Source organism: Sphingomonas faeni, from assembly GCF_003053745.1.
Lineage (GTDB): Bacteria > Pseudomonadota > Alphaproteobacteria > Sphingomonadales > Sphingomonadaceae > Sphingomonas > Sphingomonas faeni.
In genome coordinates, this window is sequence record NZ_QAYE01000004.1 from 1 (window position 1) to 23,530 (window position 23,530).

24 protein-coding genes are annotated in these 23,530 nt (G+C 66.5%); 10 read left to right on the plus strand and 14 right to left on the minus strand.

The features are described 5' to 3' along the window. Window positions 1–459: 459 nt before the first annotated feature. On the plus strand, window positions 460–1,959 hold the full coding sequence (locus tag C8J25_RS08300) for a lipopolysaccharide biosynthesis protein (protein WP_107954285.1): 1,500 nt from the start codon (window positions 460–462) through the stop codon (window positions 1,957–1,959). Here C8J25_RS08300 and C8J25_RS08305 read toward each other — a convergent pair whose 3' ends face one another. Next, entirely contained in the window at window positions 1,960–2,385 is a 426-nt protein-coding gene (locus C8J25_RS08305; protein WP_107954029.1) for a CBS domain-containing protein, read from the minus strand. Between the two features lie 71 nt (window positions 2,386–2,456). On the opposite strand from C8J25_RS08305, the gene C8J25_RS08310 reads away from it, so the two are divergent. Then, window positions 2,457–2,747 (plus strand): hypothetical protein, encoded by a 291-nt coding sequence (locus C8J25_RS08310; protein WP_244186907.1) that lies wholly within the window; start codon window positions 2,457–2,459, stop codon window positions 2,745–2,747. 107 nt (window positions 2,748–2,854) lie between these two features. Here C8J25_RS08310 and C8J25_RS08315 read toward each other — a convergent pair whose 3' ends face one another. The 4 genes from C8J25_RS08315 to hisS form a co-directional block, all read right to left on the minus strand. Then, window positions 2,855–4,087: a DUF4167 domain-containing protein gene (locus C8J25_RS08315; protein WP_107954030.1), complete on the minus strand. Its 1,233-nt coding sequence runs from the start codon at window positions 4,085–4,087 to the stop codon at window positions 2,855–2,857. A gap of 256 nt (window positions 4,088–4,343) precedes the next feature. After that, a complete protein-coding gene (gene prmC / locus C8J25_RS08320; protein ID WP_107954031.1) occupies window positions 4,344–5,210 on the minus strand; it encodes a peptide chain release factor N(5)-glutamine methyltransferase in 867 nt (288 codons plus the stop codon). Window positions 5,211–5,327: 117 nt separating this feature from the next. Further along, window positions 5,328–6,401 (minus strand): peptide chain release factor 1, encoded by a 1,074-nt coding sequence (gene prfA / locus C8J25_RS08325; RefSeq protein ID WP_056053173.1) that lies wholly within the window; start codon window positions 6,399–6,401, stop codon window positions 5,328–5,330. After that, window positions 6,398–7,753: a histidine--tRNA ligase gene (hisS, locus tag C8J25_RS08330; RefSeq protein WP_244186949.1), complete on the minus strand. Its 1,356-nt coding sequence runs from the start codon at window positions 7,751–7,753 to the stop codon at window positions 6,398–6,400. The genes prfA and hisS overlap by 4 nt, the downstream gene beginning before the upstream one ends. Before the next feature lie 49 nt (window positions 7,754–7,802). On the opposite strand from hisS, the gene C8J25_RS08335 reads away from it, so the two are divergent. The 4 genes from C8J25_RS08335 (at window position 7,803) to C8J25_RS08350 (ending at window position 11,774) form a co-directional block, all read left to right on the plus strand. Then, window positions 7,803–8,456 (plus strand): DUF1345 domain-containing protein, encoded by a 654-nt coding sequence (locus C8J25_RS08335; protein ID WP_107954032.1) that lies wholly within the window; start codon window positions 7,803–7,805, stop codon window positions 8,454–8,456. 82 nt (window positions 8,457–8,538) lie between these two features. Continuing rightward, window positions 8,539–10,452, plus strand: a complete 1,914-nt coding sequence (locus tag C8J25_RS08340; RefSeq protein ID WP_107954033.1) for a M61 family metallopeptidase — start codon at window positions 8,539–8,541, stop codon at window positions 10,450–10,452. Window positions 10,453–10,528: 76 nt separating this feature from the next. Continuing rightward, window positions 10,529–11,107, plus strand: coding sequence for an inorganic diphosphatase (gene ppa, locus C8J25_RS08345; RefSeq protein WP_107954034.1), 579 nt, complete (start codon window positions 10,529–10,531; stop codon window positions 11,105–11,107). A 4-nt stretch (window positions 11,108–11,111) separates the two neighbouring features. Continuing rightward, on the plus strand, window positions 11,112–11,774 hold the full coding sequence (locus tag C8J25_RS08350) for a TIGR02466 family protein (protein WP_107954035.1): 663 nt from the start codon (window positions 11,112–11,114) through the stop codon (window positions 11,772–11,774). A 151-nt stretch (window positions 11,775–11,925) separates the two neighbouring features. On the opposite strand, the gene C8J25_RS08355 is transcribed toward C8J25_RS08350, so the two are convergent. The 3 genes from C8J25_RS08355 to ispG all read right to left on the minus strand — a co-directional run bounded on the left by C8J25_RS08355 (window position 11,926) and on the right by ispG (window position 14,675). Continuing rightward, a complete protein-coding gene (locus tag C8J25_RS08355) occupies window positions 11,926–12,402 on the minus strand; it encodes a GNAT family N-acetyltransferase (protein WP_107954036.1) in 477 nt (158 codons plus the stop codon). Next, window positions 12,399–13,313, minus strand: coding sequence for a DMT family transporter (locus C8J25_RS08360; RefSeq protein WP_107954037.1), 915 nt, complete (start codon window positions 13,311–13,313; stop codon window positions 12,399–12,401). The genes C8J25_RS08355 and C8J25_RS08360 overlap by 4 nt, the downstream gene beginning before the upstream one ends. 225 nt (window positions 13,314–13,538) lie before the next feature. After that, on the minus strand, window positions 13,539–14,675 hold the full coding sequence (gene ispG / locus C8J25_RS08365; RefSeq protein WP_107954038.1) for a flavodoxin-dependent (E)-4-hydroxy-3-methylbut-2-enyl-diphosphate synthase: 1,137 nt from the start codon (window positions 14,673–14,675) through the stop codon (window positions 13,539–13,541). Between the two features lie 115 nt (window positions 14,676–14,790). Between ispG and C8J25_RS08370 the strand changes: the two genes are divergently transcribed. From C8J25_RS08370 to C8J25_RS08385, 4 genes are all read left to right on the plus strand, one after another. Next, complete coding sequence (locus C8J25_RS08370; protein WP_107954039.1) at window positions 14,791–15,312, plus strand: DUF1993 domain-containing protein; 522 nt, start codon at window positions 14,791–14,793, stop codon at window positions 15,310–15,312. A gap of 68 nt (window positions 15,313–15,380) precedes the next feature. Further along, window positions 15,381–16,520, plus strand: coding sequence for an acyltransferase family protein (locus tag C8J25_RS08375; RefSeq protein ID WP_107954040.1), 1,140 nt, complete (start codon window positions 15,381–15,383; stop codon window positions 16,518–16,520). After that, entirely contained in the window at window positions 16,517–17,437 is a 921-nt protein-coding gene (locus C8J25_RS08380) for an isoaspartyl peptidase/L-asparaginase family protein (RefSeq protein ID WP_107954041.1), read from the plus strand. Before C8J25_RS08375 ends, C8J25_RS08380 begins: the two co-directional genes overlap by 4 nt. Beyond that, window positions 17,434–18,285: a S1/P1 nuclease gene (locus tag C8J25_RS08385; protein WP_107954042.1), complete on the plus strand. Its 852-nt coding sequence runs from the start codon at window positions 17,434–17,436 to the stop codon at window positions 18,283–18,285. Before C8J25_RS08380 ends, C8J25_RS08385 begins: the two co-directional genes overlap by 4 nt. A gap of 166 nt (window positions 18,286–18,451) precedes the next feature. Here C8J25_RS08385 and pal read toward each other — a convergent pair whose 3' ends face one another. The 6 genes from pal to C8J25_RS08415 all read right to left on the minus strand — a co-directional run bounded on the left by pal (window position 18,452) and on the right by C8J25_RS08415 (window position 23,445). Further along, entirely contained in the window at window positions 18,452–18,979 is a 528-nt protein-coding gene (gene pal, locus C8J25_RS08390; RefSeq protein WP_107954043.1) for a peptidoglycan-associated lipoprotein Pal, read from the minus strand. A gap of 52 nt (window positions 18,980–19,031) precedes the next feature. Then, window positions 19,032–20,420, minus strand: coding sequence for a Tol-Pal system beta propeller repeat protein TolB (gene tolB, locus C8J25_RS08395; protein WP_425275462.1), 1,389 nt, complete (start codon window positions 20,418–20,420; stop codon window positions 19,032–19,034). 209 nt (window positions 20,421–20,629) lie between these two features. Continuing rightward, window positions 20,630–21,667, minus strand: a complete 1,038-nt coding sequence (locus C8J25_RS08400) for a cell envelope biogenesis protein TolA (protein WP_107954045.1) — start codon at window positions 21,665–21,667, stop codon at window positions 20,630–20,632. A 10-nt stretch (window positions 21,668–21,677) separates the two neighbouring features. Beyond that, window positions 21,678–22,115, minus strand: a complete 438-nt coding sequence (gene tolR / locus C8J25_RS08405) for a protein TolR (protein ID WP_056053220.1) — start codon at window positions 22,113–22,115, stop codon at window positions 21,678–21,680. A gap of 182 nt (window positions 22,116–22,297) precedes the next feature. Continuing rightward, entirely contained in the window at window positions 22,298–22,990 is a 693-nt protein-coding gene (tolQ, locus tag C8J25_RS08410) for a protein TolQ (protein ID WP_056053223.1), read from the minus strand. Next, the gene (locus C8J25_RS08415; RefSeq protein ID WP_107954046.1) at window positions 22,987–23,445 is read right to left on the minus strand and encodes a YbgC/FadM family acyl-CoA thioesterase; all 459 of its coding nucleotides are present in this window, start codon (window positions 23,443–23,445) and stop codon (window positions 22,987–22,989) included. The genes tolQ and C8J25_RS08415 overlap by 4 nt, the downstream gene beginning before the upstream one ends. Window positions 23,446–23,530: the final 85 nt, after the last annotated feature.

A 23,530-nucleotide genomic window follows, 5' to 3' on the forward strand; every position in this document is an offset into this window, starting at 1 on the left:
GAAGGACATATGAGAACGACTTAGCTTTAAACGATACTCCGAACCCTTGAGGAGCCCGGAAACCGCAAGCCGCCGCCCACATGTCCCTTCATCTTTACCTACAATGTCAAAGAGCCGACAAAAATACCGACACTCGCATAACCCTCTCTTCCGAGAAAGCTTGGAGCATCTGGTTTTCTTGCGACCGCCGCAGAAGCCGGTGAGGCACTCCGCTGCGGTGACACCCCTCTAGGCGGGGTTCCGATTCGCGTCAAACACAATCTTTCACATTTGTGGCAATTTTCTCGGATTGGCGCGTTTAGGACGCCCCACCCCTTCCAAGCCGCTGATCACACTACGTTCGACGACCACGTCCCGCGCCTTTGCCGCTGCACGTCACGTCCGACGCCTTGGCTCGATCGTCTCTACGTCATCGCCTTAAGCGATTGTGAAGGCCATTACCGCTACATGCCCGATACGATGGACACCGTGAGCCCCGCACCTGTCGCCGCCACTCCCGTTCCCCGCGAGCCGAGTTCGCTCGCCGGACAGGTACGTAGCGCGTTGATCTGGCGGTCGGGGAGCCAGATCGTCGCGCAGCTCGTGCAATGGAGCGCCACCTTCCTCGTCATTCGTATCCTGGCACCGTCGGATTACGGCCTGTTCGCGATGTGCCAGGTCATCCTGACCTTCATGGGGATGCTCAACGGCTATGGCCTCGCCAGCGGATTGATCCAGCAGAAGACGATTACCGAGCGCGAAGTTCGCCAGCTGTTCGGCATGCTGATTCTGCTTAACGTCACGCTGGCGATCATACAGGTATCGTTGGCGCCGCTTGCGTCAGCCTATTACCGGCAACCGATCGTCGGTGACATGCTCCGGGTACAGGCGCTGCTGTATCTGACGACGCCTTTCATCGCGCTGCCGTACGCATTGCTCTCCAGGGCGATGGACTTTCGCCATCAGGCGAAGGCCAACATCACCGCGTCGATCGCCTCCGCCAGCGTTGCCTTGGGTGGCGCGCTGTACGGTCTTGGGGTCTGGACGCTCGTGATCGCGCCGATCGTGCTGTTCAGCGTGCGCGGCGCGATGATGACGTGGAGCGCGCGGTCCCTCGTATGGCCGAGTTTCGACTTTCGCGGTGCTGGGACGATCGCGCGCTATGGCGGGGTGATGGCGGCGGGGCAACTGTTCTGGTTCCTGCAAAGCGAGACCGACGTGTTCATCGCCGGGCGCAGCTTCTCCGCACACACATTGGGAATCTACACGACGAGCCTGTTTCTGACGCAGATCTTCGTCTCGAAGTTCGTGCCACCGCTGAACGAGGTCGCCTTCTCCGCCTATGCGCGGATGCAGGCCGATCCCGATGCGATCGGGCGGGCGTTCGTGAAGGGCGTCCGGATGGTGATGATCGTAGCGATGCCGTTCTACATGGGGCTGGCCGCGACTGCCGAGCCGCTGGTACTCACCGTGCTGGGCGACAAATGGCGCGAAACGGCGCCGATCGTCCACCTGCTCGCGCTGGCGATGCCGTTCATGACGTTGCAGGTGCTGTTCACGCCGGCGTCCGATGCGCGCGGCCGACCAGGGATCGGCGTCCAGAACGGCGCGGTGGGGGCGTTGATCCTGACCACAGCATTCCTGGTCGGTGTCCAGTGGGGGCCGACCGGGATGGGCGTGGCGTGGATCGCGGCCTATCCCCTTTACCTCGGGATCAGCGCTTGGCGGACGCTGCCGGTGATCGGCGTGCGCGCGCGCGACGTGGCACGCGCGGTCGCGTCGCCGGCACTGGCAGCGATCGCGATGGCGCTGATCGTCGGGCTGGTGGATCGCGCATTGCCACCGCTCGACGCGCACTGGCGGCTGGTGGTGCTCGTCGCGATCGGCGCGGCGGTCTATGCGGCGTGGATGCTGGTCTTTGCGCGGGCGACCGTGCGCGAACTGATCGCCGTTGCGCGGAAGCAGCCGGTCGCCGCCTAGTTACGCGGACTGGATATATTCGCGCATCGCCGCAGCATCGGCTTCGATCCGATCGATGCGGTATTTGACCAAGTCGCCGATCGAGACGAACCCCACCAGCGTGTCGCCGTCGATCACGGGCAGGTGACGAATCCGTCGCTGGGTCATCAGTGACAGCGCACCGATCGCCGATTCATTAGGTCCGATCGACTTTACCGCGGTGGTCATCACGTCGCCGATCCGCCGTTCGAGCGCCGCTGCGCCATCCGACTGCAGGCAGTGGATGACGTCGCGTTCGGAGAATATCCCGACGACCTTGCCGCCATCGAGCACCGGCGCCGCGCCGATCCGCTTCTCCGCGAGCAGGGCCACCGCCTGGGCCACGGTGGAGTCGGGGGTCAACGACTGTATGTCGCCCTTGTCCTTCAGGATCGCCGCGATCGTCATCTTCGCCTCTCCTCAACTGCGTATGTTGCGCTTGGCTTGAGGAAACCATGTTTGCGCGGCAATGTGAAGCGATGACCGATCGACTGCCTGAACCACCGGCTGGGTTGGACGACCCGCATTACGCTGCATTCGCCTGGGCGCGGTTTCGCGGGATCATGGCGTGGATGGTGCTGGCGGCGGCGATATGCGTCGCGGCGATCATTGCGGCGATGGCGCATGTGCAAGGGCCGCTGCATCTTGTGACGATGCTGGCGGTGATGGGCGGGGTCGGCGGATCGGTGATGATGGCCGGACTGTTGATGGGGCTCGCATTCCTTAGTTCGGGAAGCGGGCATGACGAGAACGTGACGCGGCTCGATTGAGCGGGCTGCGCTAATATAGTCGGGCATGAAAAAGGCCGGTGTCGCGTTAAGCGGCACCGGCCTTTTCAGGTCTTGGCGAAACCCCGGAGGAGTCCGGGATGGCGGCTTCAGCCTGCGACCTCGTCCGGTACCGCACGAACGCGGCGACGGCGGGGCTTTTCTTCGGGCGCAGCATCGGCGGCGGGCGAGTCCTTCGCAGGTGCTGGCGCCGGTGTTATTGCCGAGATCCCGAGCGATGGCGGCAGGCGGTCCGCGTCGAATGCGGTCGGTGCCGCATCTTCGGTCGCGCCCTGGTCCTGAGCGACGGGTGCGTCGAGGCTGCGATCGCGGCGCGGGCGACCGCGACGGCGGGGCTGCTCCTCGGTCGCTGCGACAGGCGCGGCGGTCTCGACGGCTTCGGTCGGCTGGGCCGCCTGCTCGGGGGCTTCGGTTACCGAGCGGACCGCATCGGCTTCGGAGTCCTGGTTGGCGTTGGCGACCGGCGCGCTCACGCGGGGCGTGCGGCGGATCGTCTCGCGCTGCGGCGCATCGCGGTAATCGCTGCGGGGCTCGCGGACCTGCTCGTCGCGCGGCTGGGTCTCGCGTGCCTGTGCCTCGCGGGCCTGATCCTGCTCTTCGCCGTTGCGGTCGTCGCGGGGCTGAGCATCACGCGACTGGGCATCACGCGGTTGGGCGTTGCGCTGGTTGCGCGGATTGTCGCCCCGGACGCGGTCTTCGCGCTGCCCATCGTTACGCGCCTGAGCGTCGTTGCGCTGACCCTCATTACGGGGGCCATCGTTACGCTGGCCCTCGTAGCGGTTGTTCTCGTACCGCGGACGATCTTCACGCTGAGGGCGGTCCTCGCGATTCTGAGTGTCACGATTCTGACGGGGCGCGTTCTGGTACTGGCCGTTCTGCTGGCCACCGTTCTGCTCGCCACGAGGCTGCTCGGGCGTACCCTGCTGCTCGCCGGAGCGGATCGGTTCGCCCTCGTCGCCGTAATCGTCGTCGCCGTCGAGATCAAACGGCTGCTGGCGGCGTGGCTGCTGCTGTGCCTGCGGCTGGCTCTCTTCGAAGCGGGCACGGGTTTCGCTCAGGACGCGGAAATAATGATCCGCGAACTGGAGGTAATATTCGATGTTGACGCGGTCGCCCTGTTGCTGCGCGTCGCGTGCGAGGTTCTTGTACTTCTCGTACAGCTGGCTCGCGTTGCCGCGCGCGCGGCTGTCGATGCGGTTGCCGGTGTCGCGACCACCCTGGCCGCCGCCGCCACCCTGGCGTTGACCGCCACCACTACCGCCGCCGCCATTATTATTGTTGCCACGACCGCGACGGCGGCCGGCTTGCCGGTTGTTGATCAAGCTTGTGTCCTCAGTCGTCGAACCAAAATCTGGTCGTGCTCCGAAATGCGGTGCAAACCCCCGTCGCGCACCGACGATCTAGACGAGATCGGTGCGTCGAACTTGCCAGGGCCGCCGGACTGCAGCGACCTCAAAGCGAAGGATGCGGGTCATCGCTCTAAACCGACCAATCGTCGAGAGTGCGTGCCCCTGCCCGCGTGATAGCGGCCGCAAGGGACCTACTACAAGCGAAATGTGAGGTTTAGCGCCATATTGTTCAAGTCGCGGGGGCGTGGGTTGCCACTAACGCACGCGCGTTGCCGCCATAGTCGTGGTGGAGCGCGACGTGCAGGCCCTGCGCTTCGAGCAACGCGGTGACGGGGGCGGCCTGCGTCGAGCCGATCTCGATCACCGCCGCGCCGCCGGGGGCGATCAAGGCGGGGAGTTGTTCGGCGAGGATGCGGTAGTCGTCTAGCCCGTCTGCGCCGGCGAAGAGCGCGGCGTGGGGTTCGTGGTCGTGGACTTCGGACGGGAGCTGTTCGGCGGTGGCGATGTAGGGGGGGTTGGCGAGGATCAGGTCGAACTGGCCGACGATCGCGCTGGCCCAGCTGGAGCGGATGAACTGCGCGCGGTCGGCCATGCCTAGGGTTGCGGCGTTGGCGCGGGCGTAGGCGAGCGCTTGGGGGGAATAGTCTACGCCGAGGCCTTGCGCTGGCCATTCGTCGAGCGCCGCGAGGAGCAATGTGCCGGGTCCGGTGCCGAGGTCGAGTATCGTTGCGGGGGCACGGCCTGCGAAGTGCGCTTGGGCTGCGATCAGGAGCGTTTCGCTGTCGGCGCGGGGGACGAGTGCGCCAGGGCCGACGGCGAGGTCGATCGACCAGAAGCCGCGGGAGCCGGTGATGTAGGCGATCGGCTCGTGGTTGAGGCGGCGGTCGACGAACGCGGCGAAGGTGTCGGGGACGGTGTAGCGATCGGGGTCGAGGAGGATCGCGTTGCGCTCGACGCCGAGCGCGTGCGCCATCAGGAGTTCCGCGTCGAGGCGGGGGGTGGCGGAGAAGGTGAGGCGCGCAGCGGCGGTGGCGAGGGCTGCGCTTACCCCCCCGCCCGCTTGCGGGAGGGGGTTGCGGGGTGGGCACGCGCTCACCGCGGACGCACCGGTTGCGATGGATCGGAAGACCCGAACGCAACGCCCGTCTGGAACCGGCCGCGAGCCCACCCCCCGGCCCCCTCCCGCTTGCGGGAGGGGGGGAAGTAGGCGGGCTCAGCCATCCAGCTGCGCCAGGCGGTCCGCTTCGTCCTGCGCGACCAGCGCGCCGATCAGTTCGTCCATCTCGCCCGCGACGATCTCGGGCAGGCGGTGCAGCGTCAGGTTGATGCGGTGATCGGTGACGCGGCCTTGCGGGAAATTGTACGTCCGGATCCGCTCAGACCGGTCGCCCGAGCCGACCATCGACTTCCGCGCGCCCGCGCGCTCGGCATGCAACCGGTCGCGTTCCGCCTCGTACAGCCGCGTCCGCAACACGCGCAGCGCCTTGGCCTTGTTCTTGTGCTGCGACTTCTCGTCCTGCTGGATCACCGTCAGCCCGGTCGGGATGTGGACGATCCGCACCGCCGAGTCCGTCGTGTTGACCGACTGCCCGCCCGGCCCCGACGAGCGATAGACGTCGATGCGCAAGTCCTTGTCGTCGATCTTGACGTCGACCTCCTCCGCCTCGGGCAGCACCGCGACGGTCGCCGCCGAGGTGTGGATCCGGCCGCCGGCTTCGGTGGTCGGCACGCGCTGGACGCGGTGGACGCCACTCTCGAACTTGAGCTTGGCGAACACGCCCTGGCCGGTGACGCTGGCGACGACTTCCTTGAAACCGCCCGCGTCGGACGACGATCCGGAGATCATCTCGACCCGCCACCCTTGAGATTCGGCATAGCGCTGGTACATCCGGAACAGGTCGCCCGCGAACAGCGCCGCCTCGTCGCCACCGGTGCCGGCGCGGACCTCGAGCATCGCCGAACGCTCGTCGGCGGAATCGCGCGGCAACAGCGCGAGCGCGAGTTTTCGGTCCGCGGTTTCGAGCAGCGTGCGGTTCTCGTGCAACTCGTCGGACGCCATTGCGCGGAGTTCGTCGTCGGCATCCTCGGCCATGAACGCGAGGCTCTCCGCCTCCTGTCGCAACCGGCGCACTTCGGTGGCGGCTTGGGCGACGGGTTCGAGCTCGGCATATTCCTTCGACACCGCGACGAAGCGGTCGGAGGGGAGATCGCCGGTCGACATGAGCGCCTGCAGCTCGTCACGCCGCGCCTCGATCGCGCGGATGCGGTCGGGGGAGATCTGAGTCACAGCTTCTTTTCTCGAAGCAGCACAAGCCCGTCGGACCCGACCGGCGTACTGACTTCAAATGCATCACGTAACGCAGCAAAAATTCGCGCCGTTAGCTTACCATCAATTTCGACACCATCTGTCCCGAGGGAATATCGGATCGTGGCAATGACTGGGTCATTTAAGGCCAAATCTTCGGCGGTGAGAACGTCATTGGGTTCCCAGCGCCTCAAATTAAGTCGCGCTATGACATTCGCTTTGTTAGCAAGTTCGAACTGGCGCTTCGGTTTGCCCTTAAACGGGCCCGCAAACGATATGTTCGCCCGCCGTAGCGACGTAGCTATTTTGATCAGCGCTGCTTCCGAGCGACTGCTATCATCAATCAGGCCAACCTGAGGTCGGTCAGCCTCTTCCAGCTCGCAAAGCCACATCAACCGCTCGACGCCAGCGGCCCAGCCGACGCCGGCCGTATCCGGCCCACCGAGCGAGCCGATCAGCCCGTCATATCGCCCGCCCGCCAGCACGGTCCCCTGTGCACCCAGCCGGTCGGTCACGAACTCGAACGCGGTGTGGCGGTAGTAATCGAGGCCGCGGACTAGGCGCGCATTGCGCTCCCATGCGACGCCCGCCGCATCGAGCCCGGCCGTCACCGCCTCGAAGAACGCGCGCGCCTCGGGCGTCAGATACGCATCGATATCGGGCGCGCTGTCGGCGATCGGGCGGTCGCGCGGGTCCTTCGAATCGAGGATCCGCATCGGGTTCTTTTCGAGCCGCGTCAGGCTGTCCTCGGACAGTTCCCCGCGGTGCGCCTCGAAATGCGCGACCAGCGCCTCGCGCCAGGCGTCGCGCGTCGCCGCGTCGCCCAGCGTGTTGAGCTGCAACGTCACGCCCTCGGAAATGCCGAGTTCGCGCAGCAACTGGTCCGCCAGCACGAGCAGTTCGACGTCCGCCGCTGGTTCAGCCGCACCGATCACCTCGGCGTCGATCTGGTGGAACTGGCGGAAGCGCCCCTTTTGCGGGCGCTCGTAGCGAAACACCGGGCCGCTGGTGGTGAGCTTCAGCGGCGCGAACTGCTGCCAGCCTTCGGTCAGGTACGCGCGCGCAATGCCGGCGGTGAACTCGGGCCGCAGCGTCAGCGAATCCCCGCCGCGATCCTCGAACGTGTACATCTCCTTCGACACGACATCGGTCGTCTCGCCGAGCGAGCGCGCGAACACCGCGGTCGACTCGAACACCGGGATGTCGATGCGCTGGAAGCAATACAGCGCCCGCACCCGTTCGAACGTGGCAAGGACGTGAGCGAACCGGCGCTGCTCGTCGCCGAAAATGTCCTGGGTGCCACGGATGCGGCGCGGGGTTTCTGTCTTGGCCATGATGCGCGCGTATCTAGGCGACGTGCCCACGAAGCGCTAGCGCTGTGGCATGACTGAAAAAGCCAGATATTGGGGTCTCGGCCAACGCGTTGCCCCGCCGCGCTTCATCCTGTTCGTGCTGGTCTTCGCGATCGGGCTGGCCACGCTGATCCCGCGGTTCGGGCTCGGGCGGGGCACGATGGCGGCGTTCGACGTCGCCGCGGTCGTGTTCCTGATCGCGGTGTCGACCTTGTTCCGCAACGCCACCGCCGCCCGAATGCGTCGCGCGGCGGAAGAGAACGACGCCAACCGCGCCGTGCTGCTCGGGTTCAGCGGCACGATCATGCTGGTCATCCTGGTCGCGGTCGCCAAGGAATTGCAGGGCAAGAACGACGCGGTCGGGATCGCGCTGACGATCACGACGCTGGCGCTCGCGTGGCTGTTCTCGAACATGATCTACACGCTGCATTACGCGCATCTCTATTATGTCGACGATCCGGATGGGAAGGACGCGAAGGGCCTCGATTTCCCGAGCTGCGACGAGCCCGATTACTGGGACTTCGCCTATTTCGCGTTCACGCTGGGGATGACGTTCCAGACCTCGGACGTCGAGATCACGTCGCGCCGGGTCCGCAAAGCCGCGCTCGGCCAGTGCATGGCGGCGTTCGTGTTCAACATCGGCGTGCTCGCGTTCACGATCAACGTGCTCGGGAGTGCTGGCTGAGGGTACCGGGTAAAGGACTGGACGGCTGCCCTTTATCGCGATTACACCTCGGGTCATCGTCTCTTAGCCGGAAGGCCCTTCCTTGATCCGCAAGCTTATCGTCGCATCCCTGCTCGCGTCCGCCGCCCCCGCAATCGCGCAAGTCCCTGCGGGCAACACCGCGCCGCAGCCGGTGCCGTTCGTCGACACCATTCCCGACGCGGTCGACGCGCCCTATCCCGGCACGCTCCTGCTCGACGTCGACGCGACCGACACCGAGCGCGGCATCTTCCGCGTGAAGGAGACGATTCCGGTCGCCAAGTCCGGCCCGATGGCGTTGCTCTATCCGAAGTGGCTCCCCGGCGCGCACTCCCCGCGCGGCGAGATCGAGAAGCTCGCCGGTCTCGTGATCCGCGCGAACGGCAAGATCCTCCCCTGGACGCGCGATCCGGTCGACGTGTTCGCGTTCCATATCGACGTGCCGACCGGCGCGAAGACCGTCGTCGCCGAATTCCAGTTCATCTCGGCGACCAAGGGCGACCAGGGCCGCATCGTGATGACGCCGACGATGGTCAGCCTCCAACCGAACCTCGTCAGCCTCTACCCGGCGGGCTATTTCACGCGTCAGATCCCGATCAAGATGACCGCGACCTATCCCGCTGGCTGGACCGCGGCGGGCGCGGTGCCGGCCAAGGTGGCGGGCTCGACCTACAGCTACGACACGACCAACTACGAGATCCTCGTCGATTCGCCAACGCTCGCGGGCAAGTACGGCAAGGTCTGGCCGCTCTCCCCCCGCGTCGATCTCAACGTCTTTGCCGACAGCCCCGACCAGCTCGCCGCCAAGCCCGAGCAGATCGACGCGCACAAGCGCCTCGTCGACCAGGCCGCCAAGACGTTCGGCGCGCAGCATTACGATCATTACGAATTCCTGCTGTCGATCACCGACCAGCTCGGCGGGATCGGGCTGGAGCATCACCGCAGTTCGGAGAACGGCGTCCGTCCCGGCTATTTCACCGAATGGGAAACCGGCGCCGCCGCGCGCAACCTGCTGCCGCACGAGTTCACGCACAGCTGGGACGGCAAGTTCCGCCGCGGCGCCGACCTGTGGACGCCGGACTTCCGCACGCCGATGCGCGATTCGCTGCTGTGGGTCTACGAAGGCCAGACGCAGTTCTGGGGCTATGTGCTCCAGGCGCGGTCGGGGCTGGTCAGCAAGCAGGACACGCTCGACGGTTACGCCTCGATCCTCGGCATCTACGACACCGCGAAGGGTCGCGAATGGCGGCCGCTGATCGATACGACCAATGATCCCGTCATCTCGGCACGGAAACCGAAGGGCTGGACCAGCTGGCAGCGGTCGGAGGATTACTACAACGAAGGCCTGATGGTCTGGATGGAGGTCGACGCGATGCTCCGCCAGAAGTCGAACGGGACCAGGTCGATCGACGATTTCGCCAAGGCCTTCTTCGGCGTGCGTGACGGCGATTACGGCGAGCTGACCTACACCTTCGCCGACGTCGCGAAGACGCTGAACGGCATCGTCCCCTATGACTGGGCGACGTTCCTCAACACGCGCCTAACCGAGACGGGCAAGCCCGCGCCGATCAACGGCTTCGCGATGAACGGCTACAAGCTGGTCTACGGCCCCGAGCAGAGCCCGTATCTGAAGCAGGCCGAGAAAACCCGCGGCACCGACGTCAGCTATTCGCTGGGCATGGTGATCAACAAGGAGGGCGTGGTCACGTCGTCGATCTGGGACAGCCCCGCGTTCAAGGCGGGCCTCGACGTCGGTACCGAGATCGAAGCGGTCAACAGCGAGACCTATTCGTCCGACCGGATCAAGGCGGCGATCCTGGCCGCTAAGGGCACGAAGGTGCCGATCCGTCTGACTGTAAAGAACAATGACCGTTTCCGCGACATCTTGCTCGATTACCATGACGGCCCGCGCTATCCGCAGCTACAGAAGGTGGGTACAGGTGACGGCGGACTGGACAAGCTGCTGACGCCGCGCTGACCAGAGACTAATCCAACGTGGTGCCGGCCGCTCCCCAGACGAGGAGCGCCGGCATCTTCATATCGAAAGGACCGCCATGCGTATCGACCTCATCCCGACCGGCAAGAACCCGCCCGAGGATTTGAACGTCATCATCGAAGTGCCGACCGGCGGCGAGCCCGTGAAGTACGAGTTCGACAAGGCCAGTGGCGCGCTGTTCGTCGATCGCATCCTGCACACGCCGATGCGCTATCCCGCGAACTATGGCTTCGTGCCGCACACGCTGAGCCCCGATGGCGATCCCTTGGATGCACTCGTGATCGCACGCTCGCCGTTCATCCCGGGCTGCGTCGTCCGCGCCCGCCCGATCGCGGTGCTGAACCTGGAAGACGAAGCCGGCGGCGACGAGAAGCTCATCTGCGTTCCGGTCGACGCCGTGTTCCCGTATTACGCCAACATCGGCGAGCGCGGCGACATGCCCGAGATCGTGTTCGAGCAGATCGAGCATTTCTTCACCCACTACAAGGACCTCGAGAAGACAAAGTGGGTCCGCGTCGGCAAGTGGGGTGATGCCGAAGAAGCCAAGCGCGTCACGATCGAGGCGATCGAGCGCTACAACGCCGAGAAGGCCAAGGGCAAAGAGCCGATGAACGCGGACGACACCGCAGGACGCTGATAGCATGACGACGGCGTCTCGTTCGTTCGACGGCATCCGCGTCCGCGCGGCGCAGATCGGATTGTACGAGACGCCGATCCTGCACGGACGGCTGGCCGACGCCGCCGCCCTGACTGCGGCATTGCGCACCGCGATCCTCGATCGCTACGCCGCCGCGCCCAGCTTGGCTCGATCGAATGTCGGTGGCTGGCATTCCGCTACCGACATGCTCGACTGGGGCGGGCCGGCAGCGGTCGCGCTCGCCGATATCGCGGTAAAGATGGCGAAGCGCGCCTCGCATTTCGATGGGCGCGATGCGGCGACCGTCGAGTGGACCGTCAAGATGTGGGCGAACGTCTCGCCGCCCGGCGCGCTCAACATGAGCCACGCGCATCCCGGCGTTTTGTGGGCCGCTGTCTATTATATCGACATGGGCACCCCGCCTGCGGAGGGCGAAGCGGGCGGCGAGCTGTTCTTCGAGGACCCGCGCTTCCCGGTGCCGTTCATGCGGCTGCCGGGGTTTCGCCTCGTCGGGATCGACGGCCAGCCGCAGCCCATCGAACGCCGCCTGCCGACCGAGGCGGGCGACTTGATCCTGTTCCCCGCCTGGCTCCGCCACGGCGTCCGGCCGCACTTGGGCACAGGCGACCGCATCTCAATCGCAATGAATATCGACGTGAAGGGCTAGGCGGGCGCAACGGACAATCCTCCCCCGCAGGGGGAGGTGGCTGGCACTTGCCAGACGGAGGGGGAGGTAAGCGCCGACCGACGTTCCGTGTCCTCCCCCTCCGTCACCTGCGGTGACACCTCCCCCTGGCGGGGGAGGATCGTTTGCTGCCCTACCGACCCGCGAGCTTCACCAAAGCATCCCCCGACATCCGCTGGATCGTCCAGTCGTCCATCCCGACCGCGCCGACTTTCCGATAGAACGCGATCGCGTCGGCGTTCCAGTCGAGCACCGACCATTCGAACCGCGCACAGCCGCGATCGAGCGCCATGCCGGCCAGATGCGCCAGCAGCGCGCCGCCGACCCCCTGCCCGCGCGCTTCCGGCGTCACGTAGAGATCCTCGAGGTACAGCCCGCGCTTGCCCGTCCACGTCGAGAAATTGTGGAAGAACAGCGCGAACCCGAGCGGGCCTTCCGCGGTCTCCGCGATCAGAGCCTCCGCGGCAGGCCGCTCCCCGAACAACGCCTCCGCCAGCATCGGCTCGGTCGCCTCGACCGCATCCGGTTCGCGTTCGAACGCGGCGAGTTCGCGGACGAAGCGCAGGATCGTGCCGACATCGGCAGCGGTGGCGGAACGGATGACGGTCATGCACTAGCCTCGATCGATGTCTGCGCGATGTCACGCCGCCGCGCCGCGTACAGGCACGCGACGACGATGATCGCCGCGCCCGCCAGCGTGAACGCCGATACCCGCTCGCCGAACACCAGGAAACCCAGCACGGCGGCATAGACGAACGAGGTATATTCGGTGGTCGCGAGAAACCCCGTATCGCCGTGCGCATACGCCCAGCCGAGTAGCCACAGCGATGCGGTCGCGAGCCCGGCGGCGAGTATGAGCTTAGGCAACTGCGCCGCTTCGGGCACCACCACCAGCCACGGCGCGGCGAGCGCCAGCGTCGCAGTGATGACGAGCGCCTGGAAGAATGCGATCTCCCCCGGCCGCGCCGCCTGGCTCTGCAGCCGCGCGATGACGAGGTTCACCGCGTACAGCACTGCCGAACCAAGGATCGCGAGCGTCCCGTGGAACGTCTCGGGTTCCGGCACCTCGCGTCCCTGCCCGATCATCACCACCAGCACGCCACCCAGCGCGGCGATCGACGCGACGAAGGTCTTCCACCCCACGCGCTCGCCCAGTGTAACCGCCGCGAGCAGCAATGCGAGGATCGGCGCGATGTAGGTCAGCGAAATCGCCTGCGCCATCGGCACACGCGCGAGCCCCCAAAAGAACAGCACCGCCATCGCCGTCGTCACCAACCCGCGCGCCAGATGCAGCTTCAACGCGCGCCCGCTCGGCCGTCCGCTCTTCCCGAGCTTCCACGCGACCGCACCGAGACCGACGCTGATCATCTGACGCCACAGCAGCGCGTTATAGACGCCGATCGCCAGCACGAGCGACTTCATTACCGCGTCCATCATCGAGAACAGTCCGATGCCGAGCGCGGCGATCGCGAAGGCCAATGCTGGGGAAACGACGCGGTTCGTCACCGGACTAGACCGCATCGTGAACGGTCAATGTTCGGATCATCCTCATGCGGTCCGCTTAACCCGCATCCTATCGCGACGCCATCGCCGGTAACCCTGGACTCCCGCTTTCGCGGGAGAACGAGAAGGGCCGCGTCCACACGGCGTCATCCTGACGAAAGTCAGGATCCAGGGTAACGAACGTTGCCCCTCATGGCTCTGGATCCTGACTTTCGTCAGGATGACGGGGTACGGTGGTAGCCCCTATTCGGCCGCTACCGGCACCAGCGCCGCCATCGCCTCGTCCGCTGCGTCGATCTCGGCCGCTTTCGCCTCGACCAGCCGGACGATGTGGTCGACCATGTCAGCGTCCTGGACGTGGTGATCGGTGACGCCCGACAGATACACCATGTGCTTGCCGTTGCCGCCGCCGGTGATGCCGATGTCGGTCTCACGCGCTTCGCCCGGACCATTCACCACGCAGCCGAGCACCGACAGGGACATCGGCGTGCGGATATGCTGCAACCGTTCCTCCAGCGCCTGCACGGTACGGATCACGTCGAAGCCCTGGCGCGCGCACGACGGGCACGACACGACGCGGACGCCGCGATTGCGGATGCCGAGCGCCTTGAGGATCTCGAAGCCGACGCGGACTTCCTCTTCCGGCTCGGCCGAAAGTGAGACGCGGATCGTGTCGCCGATGCCGTACCAGAGCAGGCTGCCCATCCCGATCGCCGACTTGACCGTACCGCCGACGAACCCGCCCGCCTCGGTGATGCCGAGATGCAGCGGGCAATCGACCTGTTCGGCGAGCTGCTGGTACGCGGCCACCGCGAGGAACAGGTCGGAGGCCTTCACCGCGACCTTGAACTCGTGAAAGTCATGGTCCTGCAACAGCTTGATGTGATCGAGCGCCGACTCGACCAACGCATCGGGGCACGGCTCGCCGTATTTCTCGAGCAGATGCCGCTCGAGCGACCCCCCGTTGACGCCGATTCGGATCGCGCAGCCATTGGACTTGGCTGCATCGACGACTTCCTTCACGCGCGCCGCCGAGCCGATATTGCCCGGGTTGATCCGCAGACAGGCCGCGCCGGCGTCCGCCGCTTCGAGCGCACGCTTGTAGTGGAAATGGATGTCCGCGACGATCGGCACGCGGCTGGCGCGGACGATCTGCTTCAGCGCGGCGGTCGATTCGACGTCGGGGCAGCTGACGCGGATGATGTCGACGCCCGCGTCTTCGCAGCGGCGGATCTGGTCGACCGTCGCGCGCACGTCGTCGGTCGGGGTGTTGGTCATCGTCTGCACCGTGACCGGCGCATCGCCGCCGACGGGGACGTTGCCGACCATGATCTGGCGGCTCTTGCGGCGGGTGATATCGCGCCAGGGACGAAGGGACATGGAGATTCCTCGGGAGTTCGAGGCCTATATAGCGACTCGCGCGCTGGAACGGAACATCGCTGGCCGGAGTAGCGATCGTCGGCCATAGCGGCGCACGGCTTTAGGAGCGAACGCGATGACCCTGTCCCTTTACGATGCGACGATTCCCTCGAACCTCCAGATTCTCCGCGCGGTCGACGCGCTGCTCGACAAGGCGGAAGCGTTCGCTGTCGAGAAGGGTATCGACCCCGCGACGCTGATCGATGCGAAGCTTGCCGACGACATGCTGCCGTTCGGCTACCAGGTAAAGGCGTGCGCCGGGCATTCGGTCGGTGGGATCGAAGGCGTCCGCGCTGGTACCTTCGCGCCCGATCGCTCGGCTTGGCCGACGGATTTCGCGGGGCTCCATGCTTTGATGCGTGACGCAATCGCCAAGCTGGAAGCGATCGACCGGGAGACGTTCGACGCGCTCGCCGACAACGACACGACCTTCGAGTTCGGCACGTTCGTCATGCCGTTCACGGGCGCGAACTTCCTGCTCTCGTTCTCGCAGCCCAACTTCTACTTCCACGCCAGCACCGCCTACGCGATCCTACGCGCGCAGGGCGTACCGATCGGCAAGCGCGATTTCATGGGCACGCCCCGCATGAAAGCGTGAACCGGCGCGGGGAACGGCTGGGCTTCCCGACGCTTGCGGCACCGCTCCCCGCCCCGTAGGGCCGCGCGATGACGCGGCATTATGGCATGGACTGGCTGCGGATCGGTGCGTTCGCGCTGCTGATCCTCTACCATATCGGCATGGTCTTCGTGCCGTGGAACTTCCATGTGAAGTCGCTCCATGTCGAAGACTGGGTGCGGCTGCCGATGCTGGCGAGCAACGCGTGGCGGCTGACGCTGCTGTTCGTCGTCTCGGGCTATGCCAGCCGCGCGCTGCTTGCCCGGTCGAGCGGCACGGCCGGGTTCTTCGCCAACCGCTGCTACCGCCTGCTCGTACCGCTGCTGTTCGGCATGGCGGTGATCGTGCCGCCGCAACCCTGGGTCGAGCTGGTCACCAAGCACGCCTATGCCGGCAGCTATCTGACGTTCTGGAGCCATGACTATTTCCGCTTCGGCAAGCTCGCCGGGCTCACGCTGCCGACCTGGAACCATCTCTGGTTCGTTGTCTATCTCTGGGCCTACACCACCGCGCTGACGCTCGGCCTGATCGTCGTCCGCGGCGACTGGCTGCAGCGCGTATTCGACTGGATCTTCGGCAGCTGGGCGGTGTTCGTCCTCCCCGTCGCGTGGCTCGTCTTCGTCCACGGCTGGTGGTTCCAGATGGCCGCCGAAACCCAAGCGCTGTACGGCGACTGGGTCGCGCACGTCACCTATTTTCCCGCGTTCCTGTTCGGCTTCGGCCTAGCCCGTTCCGAGCCCGCAATGGCGGCGATCGCACGCTGGTGGAAGGTCGGCGCCGTCGCCGCGGTGCTCGGCTATGGCGCGATCATCGGCGTCGAGCTCGAATGGCCGGGCGACATCGTCGCGCCGCGCTGGATCTATCCCGGTTACGGCGTCGCGCATGCACTCGAGCAATGGGGCGCGATCGTCGCGCTGATCGGAATCGCCGAGCGCCACTGGAACCGCGACCATCGCTGGCGCCGCACGCTGACCGAGGCGGTGTTCCCGTTCTACCTGATCCACCAGACGATCATCGTGCTCGTGATGTACGCGCTGCTCCCCGCCGGCCTGCCAGGCTGGGCGGAGTTCGCGTGCCTGCTCGCCGCGACCACGATCGGCTGCATCGGCTTCTACTGGATCGGCCGCAGCATCGCGCCCTTACGTCCCCTCATCGGCCTCCGCGCCCTACCCTCGAAAGACTCAGCATGACCTGGACCCTCGTCATTCACGGCGGCGCCGGTAAACTCGACAGCGAGATGGTCTCGCCCGAGCAGGATACGGGCGCGCGAGCCGGCCTGTCGCGAGCTCTCAACACGGGCTCGAAGGTGCTGGCAGACGGCGGCGGCGCGCTCGATGCGGTCGAGGCGGCGGTCCGCGTGCTGGAGGACGACCCGCACTTCAATTCGGGGCGCGGCGCGGTCTTCACGCATGACGGTACGCTCGAACTCGACGCCGCGATCATGGACGGTCGCACGCGGGCGGCGGGGGCCGTTGCCGCAGCGACCGCCACGCGCAACCCCGTCGGCCTCGCGCGCGCGATTCTCGACGATGGCCACCACGTCTTCCTTGCCGGCAAGGGCGCGGATGCGTTCTCGCTCGAACGCGACCTTCCCCAGGCGGATGCCGCGTGGTTCGCGACCGACGAACGCCGCCGGCAATTCGCCGAGTTCCAGGCCAATGGCGGCGGGTTCGACGTCGACATGAAATACGGCACGGTTGGCGCGGTCGCGTGCGATACGCTCGGCCACGTCGCAGCCGCCACCTCGACCGGCGGCGTCACCGGCAAGCGCTGGGGCCGGATCGGCGATACGCCGGTGATCGGCGCGGGGACCTTCGCCGACGATCGCGCCTGTGCCGTCTCGTGCACCGGCTCTGGCGAGTTCTTCCTGCGAGTCGGCGTCGGCCACGAGATCGCCGCACGCGTCCGCCTGTCGGGCGAGTCGCTGCAAGTCGCGGCCGACGCGGTGCTTGCCGAGGTAAAGGCGCTCGGCGGCACCGGCGGCGTCATCGTCGCGGGGCCGGACGGCGACATGGCGTGGGGTTTCAACACCGTCGGCATGTACCGCGGACGCGCGTCGTCCGTGGGTAGCCGGACGGTCGCGATCTACGCTAACGAGCCAGCATGAAGCGCTTTCTCCTCGCCGCGATTGCCTCGCTCGGCCTCGCCTCCCCCGCCACCGCATTCTGGGAGTACGGCCACCAGACCGTCGCGCAGATCGCCTATGCCAACGTCACGCCGAAGACCAAGGCCGCGATCCGCAAGCTGCTCGCGCAACAGGCATTGCTGGATACCCCGACCTGCCCCGCGGGCACGATCGAGGAGGCCAGCGTCTGGCCGGACTGCATCAAGCCGCTGAAGACCGCGGACGGCAAGCCGCGCTTCGGGTTCGCCTATAGCTGGCACTATCAGAACGCCGACGTCTGCGCGCCGTTCGACCTGACGCCCGCGTGCAAGGACGGCGACTGCGTCTCGGTGCAGATCGACCGCGACGTAAAGCTCCTGCGGGATCGCGCTACATCGCCGAAGGACCGCGTCCAGGCGCTGGCGTTCCTGATCCATTTCGTCGGCGATCTCCACCAGCCGCTGCATGCCGGCGACCGCCACGACAAGGGCGGCAACGACGTGAAGGCGGACTACGGCATCTACGGCCCCGCGCGGTTCAACCTGCATTCGATCTGGGACGGGCCGCTGGCGGAGCGCGCGATCTCGACGCCGCCGTCGCTGGTAAGGCGGTATCCGGCGGCCGAGCGCGCGAAGATCGGGGCGGGGACGGTTACCGACTGGAGCCGGGAGTCGTGGGAAGCCTCGCATGAGGCGTATGCGGCGGCGCTTGGTGGAGACGCTTGCGGAGCGGTGCCGGCGCGCGTGAAAATGGACGATGCGACGATCGCCAAAATGGTGCCGTTGTCGCGCGAAGAGGTTCGCCGCGGGGGTATTCGGTTAGCGAAACTGCTCGACAAGGCGCTGGGCTAAAACCCCTCTCCCCACCGGGGAGAGGGAGGGGCCCGCGGGCTCTTGCACGTGGGAGGGTGAGGGGCTTGAGGCTCGGGACACTAATCCCAACAGCCCCTCACCCTCCCGTCGCCAAGCGGCTCCTCCTTCCCTCTCCCCGCAGGGGAGAGGGACTGCCGCAACAACCCTAGTTCAGCACCACCGTTACCGCGCGACGGTTCGCTGCCCAGCTCTGGTCGTCCGAGCCCATCGCCACCGGGCGCTCCTTGCCGTAGCTGATCGTCGTCATCCGCGACGACGACACGCCCTTCGCCGCGAGATAGTTCTTGGTCGCGTTCGCACGGCGATCGCCGAGCGCGAGGTTATACTCACGCGTGCCACGCTCATCGGCATGGCCTTCGATCGTGATGCGCTGGTTCGGGAACTTGGCCAGCCACTGCGCCTGGCTGTCGAGGATCGCGCGCGCGGTCGGATCGATGTCGTACATGTCGAGCCCGAAATTCACCGTGTTCGAGCTGACCGAGCGCTGGAAGTCGGCATCCGACCCTGGCACGATCGCCCCGCCGACATTGCCGTTGTTCATCCCCGCACTCGGATCGACCGCAACGTTGTTGTCGACCGGTGCCGGCGGCAGCACGGCGGGGCGCTTCTTCGCGCAACCCGAAACGGCGATCAGTGCGGTGCACGCAAGCAAGATGTTGGAAAGCTTCGACATAGATAGTCTCCCGTAGAAAATCACGTTTCCCGTTCATGCCCCCATAGCAGGTTCAGGGCCGCAGGGGGCCCCATGCCGGATCGGAGCCGTCGAGCGGCGTCGGGATTTTCCGCTCGTTGACGCCCGTGAGGTCGACCGACCAGAGATCGGCCTTGCCGCCGCTGCCGCGTCCCGAGCGGTAGAAGTTGATCACGCGACCGTTCGGCGACCAGCTCGGACCCTCGTCCTGCCAGTCGTTGGTCAGCAATTTCTCGCCGCCGCCGCTCGGGCTCATGATGCCGATCCGGAAGCCGCCACCGAGCTTGGTGAACGCGATCAGGTCGCCACGCGGGCTCCACACCGGCGTCGCATAGCGCCCGCCGCCGAAGCTGATCCGCTGCTGGTTCGATCCGTCCGCGTTCATCACGTAGATCTGCTGCCCGCCCGAACGATCGCTCTCGAACACGATCTTCGACCCGTCGGGCGAATAGCTGCCGCCGGTGTCGATCCCCGGCGAGTTGGTCAGCCGCTGCGGGGTCCCTCCCTGCGACGACACGCGGTATACGTCGGTGTTGCCGCCCTGCGCCATCGAGAACAGGATGTTGCGACCGTCCGGCGAGAAGCGCGGCGCAAACGTCAGGTTCGCGTTCGCGACCACCAGGCGCTGCTTGCCCGAGCCGATGTCGTAGACATAGATCGCCGGGCGATTGTTGAGATAGCTCATATAGACGATCGACTGCTGGTTCGGCGCGAACCGCGGGGTCAGCACGATCGACTGGCCGTTGGTCAGGAAGCGGTGATTGGCGCCGTCCTGATCCATGATCGCGAGCCGCTTGATGCGGTGGCCCTTGGGTCCGGTCTCGGACACGTACACGACGCGGCTGTCGAAATACGCGCCTTCGCCAGTGAGGCGGGTGTAGACCATGTCTGCGCACTTATGCCCGGCGCGACGCCAGTCCGACGGCGGCACGACGAACCCGGTGCGGGTCAGCTCGGCCTTCGACGACACGTCGTAGAGGTAGCAGCCGACCGTCAGGTTGCCGTCGCCGTTCGCGCGGATGAAGCCCTGCACCAGCGCCTGCGCGCCGGTGCTGCCCCAGTAGTCGAACCCGGGGGCGGTGACTTCGGGGAAGGTGATCGGACGGAGCTGGCCGGGCGACAGCGGCGTGAACAGGCCGGAGTTGCGCAGGTCGTTGGTGACGATGTCGGCGAGCTGGCGGCCGAGCACGTCGGTCTGGCCGGCGGGTGTCGAGACGACCGCTGCGGTAGGCATGACGGGGATCGCGATCGGCATCGGCGCGGAGATACCGCCGGTGACGTCGACCACGAGTCCGCCGGACTGATCGCCTGCGGGGGCTGGCGCGGCCGGATCGGCGGGGGTCTGCTGGGGCGCTGGAACGGGTGCGTCCTGCGCGTACGCTGCACTGCCGGAGACGAACGCGAGCAACCCAACCGAAGCCAGTACCGCACGAGCTTTACGCCCAACCAACACAGCTTCCACCCCGGCGAAGGCCGGGGCCCAGTTGGGGGACGCCGCTGACTGAGGTCCGCGCATCGTTACATCGACCTTTCCAACTGGGCCCCGGCCTTCGCCGGGGTGGCGGTCAAGCTGGGTCAGCGATAGCGGTGAAGGGAAAAACCCCAGGATCGATCGAGTCATAACGGACATCCTCAGCCGGGAAGTTTGTAGCGCAGGCTGAAATTGCTCCAGCCGTTCTGCACGTCATACAGGTCGTCGGGCAAACCGCGTAGCGGCGAACATCCGACGAAGGTCGCGATCGCCAGATCGTCGACGCGGTCGACATAGCGCCGGTTGTCGTCGTCGACGCCGGCATGACCGCTGATCGTCGGCCGTGATTTCAGCGTGCCGTCGCGGTTGAGCTTCAGGTTGATCGTCACGCGGATCCGCTCCGCGCCGGGCCCCGGCGTGACCTGGCGGTTGGCGCAGGGCTGCACCTGCCGCAGGATCGCCGAGCCGATATTCGCCGCCGCCTGTGCGCCGAGCTTGGCGGCCTTGGGCGCTTCCGACTTGCTCGGCGACGGATCGGCCGACAGACCTTTCAGGAAATTGTCGCCGAGCCGCGAGCCGTGTGGCCGCGAGGTCTTGGCCTCGGCGGTCGAGCCGCTGCCCTTGGTCGAGGACGGCTTGGCGGGCTTGGCCGACGACGCGGACGACGATGCCTTCGCGGGCGTGGCGCTCGGTTTCGCCGCAGCCTTGGTCGGCGCGGACTTCGCGGGCGCGGCCTTGGCGGGTGGCGCCTTCTCGGCCTTGGGCTGTGGCTTCACGACGGGCTTCGGGACCGGCGCGGTCTTTGCGACGGGTTTCGGCGGCGCGGGCTTGGGTTTGGGCTGAGGCTTCGGCTCGGGTGCCGGTTGCGGTTTGGGCACAGGTTTCGGTGGTGCGGGCTTGGGCTGCGGCGCAGGCGGCACGGGATCGGGCTTCGGCTCGGGCTCGGCTTCTTCCGGAGCAGGCGGCGCGGCATCCTCGGGCGCACCCTCGTCCGGCGCGACCGATTCGGCCGGCGTCTCGACCGATTGCGGCGCGGTCGCCTCGAGCGCGACGTCGGGCACTAGGCTCACATCGATCGGCTGCTGCTCGATCTTCTTCGGCAGTTCGGGCGCGCCGAGAAACCCGAGCGACAGCGCGCCGAACAGCAGGACGTGCCCGACGACAGCGACGCCTAAGCCGATCTTCTCCGAACGGTCCATCAGCCAGCCATCAGTTCTGGTTACCCTCGACGGTGACCAGCGCGACGCGGTTCAGACCGGCGCGGTTGAGTTCGCCCATCACGCGCATCACGCGCCCGTAATCGAGCTTCCGGTCCGCGCGCAGGAGCACTTGCGGCTCGTCGCCGACCGCTCGGCTGGCGGCGATCGCGGCAAGCCGAACCGGCAGCGCATCGTCCGTCACCTGATCCTTGTCGATGAACAGCGCGCCGGTGCCGTCCATCGAGATCTCGACGGGCTTCTGCTCCTGGTCGAGCGCCTTCGCACGCGCGTCGGGGAGGTTCACCGGGACGCCCGCGGTCATCAGCGGCGCGGTCACCATGAAGATGATCAGCAGCACCAGCATCACGTCGACCAGCGGCGTAACGTTGATATCCGCCATCGGCGCCCGCCGCCCACGGCCGCGGGAGGAGGGAAGGTTCATCGCCATCTAAAATCCTCCCCGCACGCGGGGAGGGGGACCAGCGAAGCTGGTGGTGGGGGCGTGCGCCATGCGCTGTGTTGCGTTGGGGGCGCCTTTCCACAGACGCTGTGCTGCGGGGAAAACCCCCTCCACCACGTCGCTGCGCGTCGCGGTCCCCCTCCCCGTGCCGGGGAGGATTTGCGTCGCGCTCATCGCGAGCCGTCCAGCTGGCGGCTCAACGTCGTGTGGAAACCGTCGGCGAACCGGTTGAGGCTCGCCTCGATCCGGTTGATGCCGTGCGAAAACCGGTTGTACGCGATCACAGCCGGAATAGCCGCGAACAGGCCGATCGCGGTCGCGAACAACGCCTCCGCGATCCCCGGCGCGACCACCGCCAGCGACGTGTTCTGCGCGGCCGCGATGCTGGTGAAGCTCCGCATAATACCCCAGACCGTCCCGAACAGCCCGACGAACGGCGCCACCGAGCCGACCGTCGCCAGCACGTTCAGCCGGTCCGACAGCTTGTCGATCTCGCCCGCGACCGCTGCACCCATCGTGGTCGCCAGTCGCTCGCGCGTGCCGCTCTTGTCGATCGTGCCGCCCGCGGTCGAGCGCCGCCACTCGGTCACGCCCGCCGCGAACACGCGCGCCGACGGCAGGTCGTTCTCGCCCTCCGCCTTGTAGAAGACGTCGATGTCCTCGGCCTTCCAGAAATCGCGCTCAAACCGGGTCATGCCCTTGCGCGTCTTGCCGATCCGCCGCCAGAACGCGACGATCAGCGCCCAGGTCCAGATGCTGGCGAGCAGCAGCCCGATCATCACGCCCTTCACCACCCAGTCGGCCTGGAGGAACAAGTGGATCGGCGACAGCGTCGCGCTATCCATAGTCAACACCGGATTCATGCTTCCCCCTGCCAGACTAGGCGTTCGTAGATATCGATCCATGCGCGTGGCTGGCGGCGTGGGCGACCGTTGGGAGCGACCAATGCCGCCACAATGTCCGCCTCGGCCAAGACAACCCCGTCGCGCATGACCCTTTGATGAATGGTGACCCCGGCCGAGCGGACACGGCGTATTCGCGAGACGACCAGCAAGGCGTCGTCGAGCTTCGCCGGTGCGGCATAGCGGATGGCGACGCTGGCGATCGCGTAGGAGCCCTCGCCCGCCTCGAACGTCGCGCGCTGGTCGATCCCGCCGAGCCGCAGCATGTCGGAGCGTGCACGTTCCATGTAGCGCAGGTAATTGGCGTGATAGACCGCGCCCGACAGATCGGTGTCCTCGAAATAGACGCGCACCGGAAACCGGTGCTCGCGCCCTTCGAAGCGGCCTTCCGCCGGACGATCTGAAACCTCAGCCATTCCCGCGGCTGTTAACCCAGTCTTTGCAGGTAAGCCAAGCTTTGCCTTCACCATGTCGGCACTGGTCGGGGGCAGGCGAGCGGCG